Annotated in this window: 9 protein-coding genes, 10 tRNA genes, 3 rRNA genes and 1 other RNA gene; all 23 read left to right on the plus strand. The window is 47.9% G+C overall.

The annotated features are described in order from the left end of the window. Window positions 1-11: 11 nt before the first annotated feature. The 23 genes from rho (at window position 12) to NYE58_RS00730 (ending at window position 14,507) form a co-directional block, all read left to right on the plus strand. A complete protein-coding gene (gene rho, locus NYE58_RS00620) occupies window positions 12-1,364 on the plus strand; it encodes a transcription termination factor Rho (protein WP_036679930.1) in 1,353 nt (450 codons plus the stop codon). A gap of 25 nt (window positions 1,365-1,389) precedes the next feature. After that, the gene (locus NYE58_RS00625) at window positions 1,390-2,667 is read left to right on the plus strand and encodes a radical SAM protein (RefSeq protein WP_341000898.1); all 1,278 of its coding nucleotides are present in this window, start codon (window positions 1,390-1,392) and stop codon (window positions 2,665-2,667) included. A 121-nt stretch (window positions 2,668-2,788) separates the two neighbouring features. After that, a complete protein-coding gene (gene rpmE / locus NYE58_RS00630; protein WP_036679927.1) occupies window positions 2,789-2,986 on the plus strand; it encodes a 50S ribosomal protein L31 in 198 nt (65 codons plus the stop codon). A 117-nt stretch (window positions 2,987-3,103) separates the two neighbouring features. Next, window positions 3,104-3,372, plus strand: an RNA gene (gene ffs / locus NYE58_RS00635) — signal recognition particle sRNA large type. 137 nt (window positions 3,373-3,509) lie between these two features. Continuing rightward, a complete protein-coding gene (gene dnaX / locus NYE58_RS00640; RefSeq protein ID WP_076305520.1) occupies window positions 3,510-5,279 on the plus strand; it encodes a DNA polymerase III subunit gamma/tau in 1,770 nt (589 codons plus the stop codon). A gap of 47 nt (window positions 5,280-5,326) precedes the next feature. Next, a complete protein-coding gene (locus NYE58_RS00645; RefSeq protein ID WP_036679924.1) occupies window positions 5,327-5,638 on the plus strand; it encodes a YbaB/EbfC family nucleoid-associated protein in 312 nt (103 codons plus the stop codon). Window positions 5,639-5,676: 38 nt separating this feature from the next. Beyond that, window positions 5,677-6,276, plus strand: coding sequence for a recombination mediator RecR (gene recR / locus NYE58_RS00650; protein WP_036679922.1), 600 nt, complete (start codon window positions 5,677-5,679; stop codon window positions 6,274-6,276). A 137-nt stretch (window positions 6,277-6,413) separates the two neighbouring features. Then, window positions 6,414-6,665, plus strand: a complete 252-nt coding sequence (locus NYE58_RS00655; protein ID WP_076130375.1) for a DUF2508 family protein — start codon at window positions 6,414-6,416, stop codon at window positions 6,663-6,665. A 42-nt stretch (window positions 6,666-6,707) separates the two neighbouring features. Beyond that, window positions 6,708-6,965 (plus strand): pro-sigmaK processing inhibitor BofA family protein, encoded by a 258-nt coding sequence (locus NYE58_RS00660; RefSeq protein WP_370510561.1) that lies wholly within the window; start codon window positions 6,708-6,710, stop codon window positions 6,963-6,965. Between the two features lie 306 nt (window positions 6,966-7,271). Continuing rightward, window positions 7,272-8,829 (plus strand): 16S ribosomal RNA (locus tag NYE58_RS00665). 124 nt (window positions 8,830-8,953) lie between these two features. Beyond that, window positions 8,954-9,070: ribosomal RNA gene (gene rrf, locus NYE58_RS00670) — 5S ribosomal RNA — on the plus strand. A 46-nt stretch (window positions 9,071-9,116) separates the two neighbouring features. Continuing rightward, window positions 9,117-9,193, plus strand: a tRNA-Ile gene (locus NYE58_RS00675). A gap of 24 nt (window positions 9,194-9,217) precedes the next feature. Then, window positions 9,218-9,293, plus strand: a tRNA-Ala gene (locus NYE58_RS00680). 172 nt (window positions 9,294-9,465) lie between these two features. After that, window positions 9,466-12,391, plus strand: a 23S ribosomal RNA gene (locus NYE58_RS00685). Together the 16S, 23S and 5S rRNA genes with 10 tRNA genes alongside form the textbook arrangement of a ribosomal RNA operon. Window positions 12,392-12,473: 82 nt before the next feature. Beyond that, window positions 12,474-12,565: transfer RNA gene (locus tag NYE58_RS00690), tRNA-Ser, on the plus strand. Window positions 12,566-12,595: 30 nt separating this feature from the next. Then, window positions 12,596-12,672 (plus strand) — tRNA-Met (locus tag NYE58_RS00695). Between the two features lie 8 nt (window positions 12,673-12,680). Continuing rightward, window positions 12,681-12,756 (plus strand) — tRNA-Val (locus NYE58_RS00700). Window positions 12,757-12,788: 32 nt separating this feature from the next. Further along, window positions 12,789-12,864: transfer RNA gene (locus NYE58_RS00705), tRNA-Thr, on the plus strand. A gap of 14 nt (window positions 12,865-12,878) precedes the next feature. Beyond that, window positions 12,879-12,956 (plus strand) — tRNA-Asp (locus NYE58_RS00710). Between the two features lie 62 nt (window positions 12,957-13,018). After that, window positions 13,019-13,091, plus strand: a tRNA-Phe gene (locus tag NYE58_RS00715). A gap of 8 nt (window positions 13,092-13,099) precedes the next feature. Further along, a tRNA-Tyr gene (locus tag NYE58_RS00720) sits at window positions 13,100-13,185 on the plus strand. Window positions 13,186-13,190: 5 nt separating this feature from the next. Then, window positions 13,191-13,263: transfer RNA gene (locus NYE58_RS00725), tRNA-Lys, on the plus strand. Window positions 13,264-13,412: 149 nt separating this feature from the next. Next, window positions 13,413-14,507, plus strand: a complete 1,095-nt coding sequence (locus NYE58_RS00730) for a PucR family transcriptional regulator (protein ID WP_341000899.1) — start codon at window positions 13,413-13,415, stop codon at window positions 14,505-14,507. The last annotated feature ends 38 nt before the right edge of the window (window positions 14,508-14,545 follow it).

A 14,545-nucleotide genomic window follows, 5' to 3' on the forward strand; every position in this document is an offset into this window, starting at 1 on the left:
GTGGTTATTACATGGATCTTCAAATTTCCGATCTGGAAGAAATGAAGCTGACCGAGTTATATAAGCTGGCCAAGAAATACCAGATTCCTTATTACGGACAGCTGAAGAAACGGGAACTGATCTTTGCGATCCTTCGGGCACAGGCAGAGCAGAGCGGTCTCATGTTTATGGAAGGCGTACTAGAAATTTTGCCTGAGGGCTATGGATTTCTTAGGCCGATTAACTATTTGCCCAGTGCTGAAGATATTTACATCTCAGCTTCACAAATTCGTAAGTTTGATCTCAGAAGCGGAGATCTTGTGTCTGGTAAATGTCGGACACCAAAAGAAAATGAACGATATTTTGGCCTGCTTCAAGTCAATGCAGTTAATGGCGAGAACCCTGCTAGTGCAGCGGAGCGTCTTCATTTTCCAGCATTAACACCACTTTATCCGCAAGACAAGCTACCGCTTGAAACATCCCCTACTCATTTGTCTACCCGAATAATGGATTTGCTCGCTCCTGTAGGTTTGGGGCAGCGGGGTTTGATTGTAGCACCTCCAAAAGCAGGAAAAACGCTCCTCTTAAAAGAAATTGCCAATAGTATTTCCACTAATAATCCTGAGATTGAGCTCTTTGTATTGCTGATTGATGAACGTCCTGAAGAAGTAACCGATATGCAGCGTTCTGTAAAAGGCGAAGTGGTTGCATCGACGTTTGATGAGCTTCCAGAGAATCATATTAAAGTGGCTGAGCTTGTGTTGCAAAGGGCACTTCGTTTAGTTGAGCACAAGAAGGATGTAGTTATTCTTTTGGATAGCATTACGCGTCTGGCGCGTGCTTATAATCTGGTGGTTCCACCATCTGGACGTACACTTAGCGGGGGGATTGACCCGGCGGCTTTTCACCGGCCGAAGCGGTTTTTTGGTTCTGCACGGAATGTGGAAGAAGGCGGCTCATTAACTATTTTGGCAACAGCATTAATAGATACTGGCTCGCGTATGGATGATATTATATATGAAGAATTTAAGGGTACCGGTAATATGGAGCTTCATTTGGACCGCAAATTGGCGGAACGCCGGATATTCCCAGCTATCGATATTCGTCGTTCAGGTACACGTCGCGAAGAAGTGCTCTTGAGCAAAGAAGAACTGGATACGATTTGGGCGATTCGCAAAAATATGAACGAGTCCTACGATTTTGTGGAGGGATTCATCAAAAAGCTGCGTGATACGAAGACTAATGCTGAGTTCTTGGCATCCTTTGACGTTGCTGGGGCAAAAACAACACCAAACGGGACTGCAAGTAACGGAGGCACCTCCAACAGCGGTACAGCTGCTCGTCGTACCACACGGGCGAAGACACCTTCAGTACCTACAACTTGAGAATTGATAATAAGAGGAGACTAACATGTATTTGGTATATGCCGACGGGCAAGGAAACGTATATGATCATCCTGAACTGTACGGGCTAGCCCGTAGTGGGGATATGATTGTTGAAATGCTGGAGGAAGAATTAATTCCATTACCAGAAGGTGCTACGCTCGTGGGCTTGCCTAGTACACGTGCTGTGGGTATGAATCCTGAGACGGGTGAAATGATGTCTTTGCCGGAAGGTTCGCAGGCTGTCGGAGCGCTGCTGCCGCAAGGCTACACTCGTCTATGTCTTCCTGGTTATGTGAAGACAGATAAGTCTTATAAGCTTCCTCTGTTTGGGTATTCGGCTGTAGTGTGGAAGGATGGCGGGTTCTATGTTGCGGCAGACCCTACCGATAATCCAGAGAAATGGAATCCACTTAATTGTGACAAAGAAGATCTTGAAGTCAGTGTTGGTGAGATGACAGCCAAATATCCTGATAACCGCCTCTATGAGCATCTTTCTAACTGTGCGCTTGGCTATGAATGCCTGACTTCCTCCAATACCTTTTTAGGGCGTTGGGAGGGCGGTGTACCCGTCTCTTATTCATGTAATGCTGGATGTTTTGGCTGTATTTCTGAGCAACCTGATGATAGCGGCTTTGTATCTCCGCAGACTCGGATGAATTTCCGGCCTACGGTCAACGAAATTTCACAAGTTATGTTGGAGCATTTAAAGACGCCTGAATCGATTATCAGCTTTGGACAAGGCTGTGAAGGGGAACCTTCCACGCAGGCAAAACTTATTATAGAAGCTATTCGTGAAGTGCGCTCGATTACTGATATGGGCTATATCAATATCAACACCAATGCGGGATTAAGCGATCATATGCGAGGAATCGTTGATGCTGGGCTCGATTTGATGCGTGTCAGCACAATCAGTGCCCTTGATGACCATTATAATGCTTATTACAAACCACGCGGTTATACATTGGCCAATGTAGAAAAATCTTTGAAATACGCTGCTTCGCACGGGGTTTACACATCGATCAATTATCTGATCTTCCCTGGAGTGACTGATCGCGAAGAAGAGATTGAAGCGATGCTGGAGTTTGTAAGACGTACTGATCTTAAGCTTATTCAGATGCGCAATCTAAACATTGACCCGGAGAGTTATTTAGAGTTGATTCCTCCTGCCCAGGGTGAAATCCTTGGGATGAAGACGATGCTTGATATTTTCCGCGATGAACTGCCGGATGTAGTTATAGGCTCTTATACACATGTGCCACCAGCAGATATGGCGCGGTCTAAGCGGCGGGGAATCAATATTTAAGCAGCTAAAATGTAAAAATGAAACATATTGCCCAATTTGATATTTCGTGCTAAAATACCACAGTGTAATCATATAACTCTGGGTCCGCATGAGGCTTAGGGCATGAGAGGTGAAATTCAAAATGCAAGAAGCAATTCAACCAAAGTATAATGTAACTAAGGTAACCTGCGCATGTGGCAACACTTTCGAAGCTGGCTCTGTTAAACAAGAGCTTCGTGTCGAAATTTGCTCCAACTGCCATCCGTTCTTCACTGGCAAGCAGAAGTTCTTGGATGCCGGCGGTCGCGTTGATAAATTTAAGAAGAAATATGGTATCTAATTCGAACAGTCGCTTTGCGGCTTAACAGTTAGATTGAGCCCCCAGCTGTATAGCTGAGGGGCTCATTTTATGTCTTAGAGTTGATTTTTGTCCGAGCGTGAGCTATACTTATCTTCGCCGTGCTAGACGGGGAGGTAGCGGTGCCCTGTAACTCGCAATCCGCTGTAGCGAGGTTGAATTCCTGTTAGAGGTGCTATCGATGTGAGGCCTTGGTTCCTACGGGCTGTGTTGACAGTTGGGTCCTCCGCAATGAGTGCTTATGAACCTGGTCAGGTCCGGAAGGAAGCAGCCATAAGTAAGATTACTCTTGTGCCGGAGGGTGGCCTAACTCGAGCAGTCATGTAGGGTTGCCGCTTGGATCGTAGCCATCAATAACAGGTGCACGGTTTATAATTCTGTTTATCATAGCATCTTTGCCACAAGCAAAGATGCTTTTTGTTTTTGGTCAATAGCCGATGAATATAGTATAATAAATTTGCGACAAATGCCGGGAAAGCGGCAGCTTAAGAGAGGGTAATGCATAGTGGAACATATCGCGCTGTACCGTGCTTGGCGGCCGCAGTCGTTTCAAGACATGGTTGGACAACAGCACATTATCCAAACGCTGCAGAACGCAATTCGTGAACAGCGGGTTTCGCATGCCTATCTGTTCAGCGGTCCGCGGGGAACTGGTAAGACAAGTGCTGCTAAAGTCTTAGCTAAAGCGGTTAACTGTGAACGTGGGCCAGGTCCGGAACCTTGTAACGAATGTCCATCCTGCCTGCGAATCGCTGCGGGTAATGTAATGGATGTGCAGGAAATAGATGCGGCATCAAACCGGGGCGTAGAGGAGATCCGTGATCTGCGTGAGAAGGTGAAGTATGCACCTACCGAGGTGCGCCGTAAAGTGTATATCATTGATGAAGTGCATATGCTGACGACAGAAGCTTTTAATGCTCTATTAAAGACTTTGGAGGAACCGCCGTCACATGCGATGTTTATTCTTGCGACAACGGAACCTCACAAATTGCCGGCGACAATAATTTCCCGTTGTCAGCGTTTTGACTTCCGTAGAGTGGCGTTAGAAGAACAGACCGCCCATCTGACTGCTATTTGTGAGAAGGAAGGGATTACAGCGGATAACAACGCATTGCAGTATATTGCCCGTCTATCTGATGGTGGTATGCGTGATGCATTGAGCTTGCTGGATCAGATTTCATCCTTTACAGATGGTAATGTTACGTACGAGCAAGTGTTAGGAATGACAGGGGGAATTCCCTCCGAGCAATTTGCACGTCTTGCCACTGCCATATTAGAAGGTGATATGGGTCTTCTTCTGGAGCTCGTTGAGCAGCTTATGCATGAAGGTAAAAGTGCAGATAAATGTCTAGAGAATCTCATGTATTATTTCCGTGATTTATTGATGATTAAGATGGTACCCGAGGCCGATCAATTAACAGAGCGGGTGCTGAATCCTGCTGAATTTAAAGATATGGCTACCGCATTTTCTCGGGAGCGTCTATTTCAGATTGTAGATACAATCAATAAATACCTAGGTGAAATGAAATACGCAACACATCCTCAGACACTGTTTGAAGTGGCGCTGATGAAGCTTTGCAGCTTGCAGCAAGAGGTAAGTCAGAGCGCCGCATTTGCTCCGTTAGGTGAAACAAATGCCGGAGTAAGCGCGAATCATTCGAGCGTTGACTCTGGTGAACTGGATCTTCTCAAAAGACAGATCGCAGCACTGGAGAAGAAGCTGGAACAGGCAATGCAATCCGGTGGTATTTCCGGAGGAGGGCGTGATGGTGCTCCTGCACCGAAATCGCACGCGGTTCCAACACCGCGGGTTTCTTCAGCCTCGAAAATGCCTCCTAACGTAGATAGGTTTATTGCTGGTAAGGATAGTCCCGATTTTGCAGCTATCTATAAACAGTGGAGCCTAGTCCTGCAGGGAGTAAAAGAGGAAAAGGTAACGGTTCATGCATGGTTTGTAGACGGTGAGCCAGTATCGATTATGGAGGATGCGGTACTTGTTGCATTCAAGAACACGATTCACCGCGATACTACTGAGAAGCCGGCAAACAGACAGGTTATTGAGAGTGTGCTTGCAGCGCGTCTAGGCAAACCTTATAGACTTGTAACCATGATGCTTCGTGACTGGAATGAAGCTGCCCAGAAGTCTGTGGGACAGACTGGCAAAGAAGAACTGCAGCTGGAGCATGAACACGATACTGCAGAAGCTAAACCTGAACCTTGGATTGATGAGGCTATCCAGCTTTTTGGAGAAGACCTTGTTGTCATAAAAGAGTAATATAAACATACTAGCGCTAATTGCGCATTCCAAAGGAGAGACGATGTATGAATAATATGAACCAAATGATGAAGCAAGTTAAGAAAATGCAGGAGCAAATGCTTAAAGCTCAAGAGGAACTCGGAGGCAAGGTTATTGAGGGTTCATCAGGTGGCGGCGTAGTTACTGTTCAAGTAAACGGCCACAAAAAATTGCTGTCTATTCAAATTAAACCGGAAGCCGTTGATCCGGAAGATGTTGAAATGCTGCAAGATCTTGTAATCACTGCTGTAAATGATGCATTGACTCAAGCTGAAGAGCTTGCTAACAATGACATGGGTAAATTCACTGGTGGAATGAAGATCCCAGGCTTGTTCTAATAGCCCACTCCACTTCAGTCTAAAGGAGAATTATTAATTTGTATTATCCCGAACCGCTAGCTAAGCTGATCGATGCTTTTACGCGTTTGCCCGGGATTGGACCGAAGACAGCCGCCCGGTTAGCTTTTCATGTGCTTAACATGAAAGAGGATGAAGTCATTGATTTTGCAAAAGCGCTAGTAAGCGTCAAACGCAATCTTCACTATTGCTCGGTCTGCTGTAATATTACGGATACGGACCCATGTAAGATATGTCAGGACAAAACTAGAGATCCTTCAGTGATATGTGTGATTCAAGACTCTAAGGATTTGGTGGCTATAGAACGAACCAAGGAGTTTAATGGATATTACCATGTTCTTCAGGGTGCTATTTCACCTATGGAAGGTATCGGCCCTGATGATATTCGCCTGAAAGAATTATTGACCCGTCTGAGTGATGAGAGAGTAAGTGAGCTTATAATGGCGACTAACCCCAACATTGAGGGAGAAGCAACGGCGATGTACATTTCTCGTCTTGTTCGGCCGTTTGAGATTAAAATCACCAGGATAGCTCATGGCTTGCCTGTAGGTGGCGATCTTGAATACGCTGATGAAGTTACTTTGTCCAAAGCGTTGGAAGGCCGTCGCGAGCTATTCTAGCAGCTCTATAGTGGTATTTTTCAAAAAGGAAGCCCTCGGGTTTCCTTTTTTTTGTTCTAAGTTTGTCCCTATCCCGATATGAATGAGAATAACGAGATGTGTATTTTGCATCAGAATTATTCTGAGGAGGAATTGAAATGGGATGGTGGAGAGAGCTGTGGTGGGGAGTGGATAAGGAACAAGGCGCAAAGGAAAGTGAGGGATGGGAAACCCTCTTAGAGGTCCGTAAGGCGCATTCAGAGTGGGAGAGGGCGTACCTGATGTTCGACGAGGCGTTGGGACAGGATCAGATAGATTACGCGATATATATTTTGGAGGCTGCAGAACGTAAATATCAGATACATCTCAAACATGCAAAAAGCTTGGGGTTGAACAGCAGTCAAATATAAGGGCTTATAAATAAATGTATAAGGGGGATCTACATGCTTAGAATGATAGCTATGGGCGTATTGATATTATCCGTTATCTTATTAGGTTTAGTTGTATTTAGAAAAAAGCTGGGTTTTGGGTGGCTAAGTTTATTTGGGGTTCATTTGGTATTGGCTGCACTCGGGATATATGTAGTGAACTTCTCAGGTTTGCTCACGCAGGTATATATCCCTTTGAACCCTGCAACTATAGGCGCAGTAACGGTTCTTGGGCTTCCTGGCGTGGTTATGTTACTCGGATTAAGAATAATTTTATTTTAATGCTTGACGTGGCTTTGAAAAATATGATACATTAAGTCTCGCCCGTTTGGACAAGCTGTTGATTAACAACTTGCTGAAATGGTCAAGCAAAAAAAGAAATTAAAAAAAATGCTTGACGAAAACAAAGGCGCTGTGATATATTATAAAGGTCGCTGCTGACAAGCAACGACGACGAAAGATGAGACATTGATCTTTGAAAACTGAACAACGAGTGAGTGAGTGGGAAATCACGTAAGTGAAATCCAAATTAGAGAATTAATTTTCTCGTCAGATGTTTCAAAATGAGCATATCGCTCTTTTCAATACTAATTGGAGAGTTTGATCCTGGCTCAGGACGAACGCTGGCGGCGTGCCTAATACATGCAAGTCGAGCGGAGTTATTTTGAAAGCTTGCTTTCAAAATAACTTAGCGGCGGACGGGTGAGTAACACGTAGGCAACCTGCCCTTCAGACTGGGATAACTACCGGAAACGGTAGCTAATACCGGATAATTTCTTTTTTCTCCTGAGAGAAGAATGAAAGACGGAGCAATCTGTCACTGAGGGATGGGCCTGCGGCGCATTAGCTAGTTGGTGGGGTAACGGCCCACCAAGGCGACGATGCGTAGCCGACCTGAGAGGGTGAACGGCCACACTGGGACTGAGACACGGCCCAGACTCCTACGGGAGGCAGCAGTAGGGAATCTTCCGCAATGGGCGAAAGCCTGACGGAGCAACGCCGCGTGAGTGATGAAGGTTTTCGGATCGTAAAGCTCTGTTGCCAGGGAAGAACGTCCGGTAGAGTAACTGCTACCGGAGTGACGGTACCTGAGAAGAAAGCCCCGGCTAACTACGTGCCAGCAGCCGCGGTAATACGTAGGGGGCAAGCGTTGTCCGGAATTATTGGGCGTAAAGCGCGCGCAGGCGGCTATTTAAGTCTGGTGTTTAAACCTTGGGCTCAACCTGAGGTCGCACTGGAAACTGGGTGGCTTGAGTACAGAAGAGGAAAGTGGAATTCCACGTGTAGCGGTGAAATGCGTAGATATGTGGAGGAACACCAGTGGCGAAGGCGACTTTCTGGGCTGTAACTGACGCTGAGGCGCGAAAGCGTGGGGAGCAAACAGGATTAGATACCCTGGTAGTCCACGCCGTAAACGATGAGTGCTAGGTGTTAGGGGTTTCGATACCCTTGGTGCCGAAGTTAACACAGTAAGCACTCCGCCTGGGGAGTACGGTCGCAAGACTGAAACTCAAAGGAATTGACGGGGACCCGCACAAGCAGTGGAGTATGTGGTTTAATTCGAAGCAACGCGAAGAACCTTACCAGGTCTTGACATCCCTCTGAATCTGCTAGAGATAGCAGCGGCCTTCGGGACAGAGGAGACAGGTGGTGCATGGTTGTCGTCAGCTCGTGTCGTGAGATGTTGGGTTAAGTCCCGCAACGAGCGCAACCCTTAACTTTAGTTGCCAGCAAGTAATGTTGGGCACTCTAGAGTGACTGCCGGTGACAAACCGGAGGAAGGTGGGGATGACGTCAAATCATCATGCCCCTTATGACCTGGGCTACACACGTACTACAATGGCCGGTACAACGGGAAGCGAAGCCGCGAGGTGGAGCCAATCCCATCAAAGCCGGTCTCAGTTCGGATTGCAGGCTGCAACTCGCCTGCATGAAGTCGGAATTGCTAGTAATCGCGGATCAGCATGCCGCGGTGAATACGTTCCCGGGTCTTGTACACACCGCCCGTCACACCACGAGAGTTTACAACACCCGAAGTCGGTGGGGTAACCCGCAAGGGAGCCAGCCGCCGAAGGTGGGGTAGATGATTGGGGTGAAGTCGTAACAAGGTAGCCGTATCGGAAGGTGCGGCTGGATCACCTCCTTTCTATGGAGAATCGTTCTCTGCAATGAGGACATTCAAATCGGAAGCTCAGCTTCCACAATAGAACCTTCGGGTTCGAACACTCACTCGTGTTCAGTTTTGAAAGAGCAAGTCTCTTTCGTATGCGTTTGGTGGCGATAGCGGAGGGGTTCCACACGTACCCATCCCGAACACGACCGTTAAGCCCTCCAGCGCCGATGGTACTTGGACCGAAGGGTCCTGGGAGAGTAGGACGTTGCCAAGCGGACAACCAATTCATTGGTTGATTCACAATGTTATATATGTTATATGGGCTTTTAGCTCAGTTGGTTAGAGCGCACCTCTGATAAGGGTGAGGTCGGTGGTTCGAGTCCACCAAGGCCCACCATATAACATTATAGAGTAATTTTATGGGGCCATAGCTCAGCTGGGAGAGTGCCTGCCTTGCAAGCAGGAGGTCAGCGGTTCGATCCCGCTTGGCTCCACCAACAAACTTCATCTATTTGTTATGTCTATACACTTGATCCTTGAAAACTGGATACCGAAACGAATTTGCGTTTTAGAACATCTTTTAGCAACTTGTGTAAACAAGTAAATGTTATTAGTGAGATGATTCCAAAGAGAATGTCATCGTATGATATTTTCCTGCGGAAAAATCAAGGTTAAGCTAATAAGAGCACACGGAGGATGCCTAGGCGCCAGGAGCCGACGAAGGACGTGGCGAACAACGAAACTGCCTCGGGGAGCTGTAAGCAAGCTTTGATCCGGGGGTGTCCGAATGGGGAAACCCAGCTGTGGTAATTCGCAGTTACTCATTTCTGAATACATAGGAAATGTAGAGGCAGACCAGGGGAACTGAAACATCTAAGTACCCTGAGGAAGAGAAAACAATAGTGATTCCGTCAGTAGCGGCGAGCGAACGCGGAACAGCCTAAACCTAAGAGCTTGCTCTTAGGGGTTGTGGGACGTCTCACATGGAGTTACAAAGGAATATGGTAGGTGAAGAGGTCTGGAAAGGCCCGCGATAGAGGTAAAAGCCCTGTAACCTAAACTGTATTCTCTCCGAGACGGATCCCGAGTAGTGCGGGGCACGTGAAACCCCGTATGAATCCAGCAGGACCATCTGCTAAGGCTAAATACTACCTGGCGACCGATAGTGAAACAGTACCGTGAGGGAAAGGTGAAAAGCACCCCGGAAGGGGAGTGAAATAGAACCTGAAACCGTGTGCTTACAAAAAGTCAGAGCCCTATTAATGGGTGATGGCGTGCCTTTTGTAGAATGAACCGGCGAGTTACGTTTAACATGCAAGGTTAAGCCGAGAAGGTGGAGCCGCAGCGAAAGCGAGTCTGAATAGGGCGAATTAGTATGTGGACGTAGACCCGAAACCGTGTGATCTACCCCTGTCCAGGGTGAAGGTGCGGTAACACGCACTGGAGGCCCGAACCCACGTACGTTGAAAAGTGCGGGGATGAGGTGGGGGTAGCGGAGAAATTCCAATCGAACTCGGAGATAGCTGGTTCTCCCCGAAATAGCTTTAGGGCTAGCCTCGGTATAAGAGTAGTGGAGGTAGAGCACTGATTGGGTGCGGGGTCCGCAAGGATTACCAAGCTCAGTCAAACTCCGAATGCCATATACTTATTGCCGGGAGTCAGACAGTGAGTGCTAAGATCCATTGTCAAAAGGGAAACAGCCCAGACCATCAGCTAAGGTCCCCAAGTGTGTGTTAAGTGGGAAAGGATGTGGAGTTGCACAGACAACCAGGATGTTGGCTTAGAAGCAGCCACCATTGAAAGAGTGCGTAATAGCTCACTGGTCGAGTGACTCTGCGCCGAAAATGTAACGGGGCTAAACACACCACCGAAGCTATGGCTAGATGCTTTGCATCTGGGGTAGGGGAGCGTTGTGTAGGGGTTGAAGGTGTACTGAAAAGAGCGCTGGACACTACACAAGTGAGAATGCCGGTATGAGTAACGAAAAGATCAGTGAGAATCTGATCCGCCGAAAGCCCAAGGTTTCCTGAGGAAGGCTCGTCCGCTCAGGGTAAGTCGGGACCTAAGGCGAGGCCGAAAGGCGTAGTCGAAGGACAACAGTTTGAAATTACTGTACCACCGTAATCCGCTATGAGCGATGGGGTGACGCAGGAGGGTAGTGACGCGGACTGATGGATGTCCGTCTAAGCAGTGAGGCTGATGTGTAGGCAAATCCGCACATCATTAAGGCTGGGCTGTGATGGGGAGCGAAAATTGTAGTAGCGAAGGTCATGATCTCACACTGCCAAGAAAAGCCTCTAGCCAGGAGAAGGTGCCCGTACCGCAAACCGACACAGGTAGGCGAGAAGAGAATTCTAAGGCGCGCGGAAGAACTCTCGTTAAGGAACTCGGCAAAATGACCCCGTAACTTCGGGAGAAGGGGTGCCCCGGTAGTGTGAATAGCACGAGGGGGCCGCAGTGAAAAGGCCCAAGCGACTGTTTAGCAAAAACACAGGTCTGTGCGAAGCCGCAAGGCGAAGTATACGGGCTGACGCCTGCCCGGTGCTGGAAGGTTAAGGGGAGTGGTTAGGGGTAACCCGAAGCTATGAACCGAAGCCCCAGTAAACGGCGGCCGTAACTATAACGGTCCTAAGGTAGCGAAATTCCTTGTCAGGTAAATTCTGACCCGCACGAATGGCGTAACGACTTGGGCGCTGTCTCAACGAGAGATCCGGTGAAATTTTAATACCTGTGAAGATGCAGGTTACCCGCGACAAGACGGAAAGACCCCATGGAGCTTTACTGCAGCTTGATATTGAATTTGGGTACGATCTGTACAGGATAGGTGGGAGCCGTAGAAATCGGAGCGCAAGCTTCGGTGGAGGCGCCGTTGGGATACCACCCTGATCGTATCTAGGTTCTAACCTAGTGCCCTTACCGGGTACGGGGACCGTGTCAGGCGGGCAGTTTGACTGGGGCGGTCGCCTCCTAAAGAGTAACGGAGGCGTTCCAAGGTTCCCTCAGAATGGTTGGAAATCATTCGCAGAGTGCAAAGGCATAAGGGAGCTTGACTGCGAGACCTACAAGTCGAGCAGGGACGAAAGTCGGACTTAGTGATCCGGTGGTACCGCATGGAAGGGCCATCGCTCAACGGATAAAAGCTACCCTGGGGATAACAGGCTTATCTCCCCCAAGAGTCCACATCGACGGGGAGGTTTGGCACCTCGATGTCGGCTCATCGCATCCTGGGGCTGAAGTAGGTCCCAAGGGTTGGGCTGTTCGCCCATTAAAGCGGTACGCGAGCTGGGTTCAGAACGTCGTGAGACAGTTCGGTCCCTATCTGTCGTGGGCGCAGGAAATTTGAGAGGAGCTGTCCTTAGTACGAGAGGACCGGGATGGACGTACCGCTGGTGCACCAGTTGTTCCGCCAGGAGCATGGCTGGGTAGCTACGTACGGACGGGATAAGCGCTGAAAGCATCTAAGCGTGAAGCCCCCCTCAAGATGAGATTTCCCAATTAGTAAGACCCCTTGAAGACGACGAGGTAGATAGGTTGGAGGTGGAAGTGCAGTAATGCATGGAGCTGACCAATACTAATCGGTCGAGGGCTTATCCTATAGTTAGAATGCAGATTCGTTTCGGATTCAGTTTTCAGGGAGTCAAATTCCTGTTTGGATTGCTGTGGTACTGATATCGTTTGGAGAGATACCCAAGTGGCTATAAGGGGACCCTCTGCTAAGGGGTTAGACTGCGTAAGCGGTGCGTGGGTTCGAATCCCACTCTCTCCGCCATTTTCAATCCATAGCAATACTAATTATTGTGGCGGTGTAGCTCAGCTGGCTAGAGCGTACGGTTCATACCCGTGAGGTCGGGGGTTCGATCCCCTTCGCCGCTACCATAATACCTGGAGGCTTAGCTCAGCTGGGAGAGCATCTGCCTTACAAGCAGAGGGTCGGGGGTTCGATCCCCTCAGCCTCCACCATTTTCATCTTTTTAGAATTGCTTTTACACCGTGCCGGTGTAGCTCAACTGGTAGAGCAACTGACTTGTAATCAGTAGGTTGGGGGTTCAAGTCCTCTCGCCGGCACCATTTTTAATTAATGCGGAACCGTGGTGTAGTTGGCCTAACATGCCTGCCTGTCACGCAGGAGACCGCGGGTTCGAATCCCGTCGGTTCCGCCATTTTTTCCACAAAATGAGTGGGAAGTGTAAGACTTTTCCGCTTAATTGTCATGTAATCTTATGGCTCGGTAGCTCAGTCGGTAGAGCAGAGGACTGAAAATCCTCGTGTCGGCGGTTCGATTCCGTCCCGAGCCACCTTTTTTGGGGGATTAGCGAAGTGGCCAAACGCATCAGACTGTAAATCTGCTCACGTACGTGTTCGGTGGTTCGAATCCATCATCCCCCACCATTTATGAGCCATTAGCTCAGTTGGTAGAGCACCTGACTTTTAATCAGGGTGTCGAAGGTTCGAGTCCTTCATGGCTCATCCCAAATAGAAAGTCATCACCTTAGGGTGGTGGCTTTTTTTGTGTTTTTATGTCGTATTATAGTAGCGCGCTGCTGTAGTGATTAACATAATATTAGAGAATATGCTAAAATAGGCGAAAAGAGCAAAAGTGGTGGAGTATGGTGACTATGGATAGCGAAACATTGCGGAAAAAGTTAGAGCAGCTCACCGGAAAGAAAACCGGAATCAAGCAGTTAGGTAGGCAACATTCAGCTTCTCTTTTTAGTATGGGATTGGAAGCACAGGAACAGCCGGTAATCCATGAGGGTCATCTTTGGGCACCATTATATGAGACTGATGGACGTGTAACCGCTGTCTGGGTGGAATTGGATGGACTTAACTCTTTGGAAATACAATTAGTGAATTATGCAGTTCGAAACTTTGCAATTGCACTAAAAGCTACTGGGGTTAGAGAAGAAGGGGAAGCGGAGGCTCGGCAGCTGGGTATCTGGTTGAACACCGAACTGGAGCAAGAGAAAAATGACTCTGAGATACCCGATGAGATGGCTCTAAAGGGACGTTTATTCGGAGATATGGTTCCATTCCTACTTAGCAGTGAGAATGCACATAGCCCGCAGATCACTTATCGTTCCTTAATGAAGCTGCTGCGCAGCTATTTTGAGAATGAAATTCTGCTTATACCTCTTCAAGAAAAAGAATGGTTAATATTGGCCCGGAAGGAACTACTCACGGGCGGAGATGATAAGGATGAGGAAGAAGAGAGTGTAGATGAAATTCTGGCTCAGACCAGTATGGGCTTACACGAACTGATAGCCAGCGAATGGGTAGGTGTATTCCATTTGGCTGTAGCTCCGGCTATAGTCCCTGTTAAGGGATTGACGGGATCCGTGGCCTTGCTGAGGGAGACCATTGTACTCGGACGTATTTTCCAAGTGGGTGAATATATTCATTTACCTTGGGAGCTGCATTTGGAACGTTTGGTTAACAGCATTCCTGATGCACGGCGTAAACAGTTACTTGGACAGATTGGCGACTATTCTTCCGTATTATCGGATAAAGAGATGCTGATGACCCTGGAGACGTTTTTTGAGATGGATTGTAATGTAAGTGAAACAGCCAAGAAGCTATATATTCATCGCAACACGCTTTTATACCGTCTGGACAAGATAAAACAGGAGACGGGTGCCGATGTGCGTAGCTTTGGGGACGCTGCTATTGTGAAGCTTACTATGCTTTTGTATAAAGTGACGAAAAGGAAATAGGTTTTTTGTGAACGTTACAAATAGCCACCGTGTCCCGT

This window comes from Paenibacillus sp. FSL L8-0708 (genome assembly GCF_038009325.1).
GTDB lineage: Bacteria > Bacillota > Bacilli > Paenibacillales > Paenibacillaceae > Paenibacillus_AQ > Paenibacillus_AQ odorifer.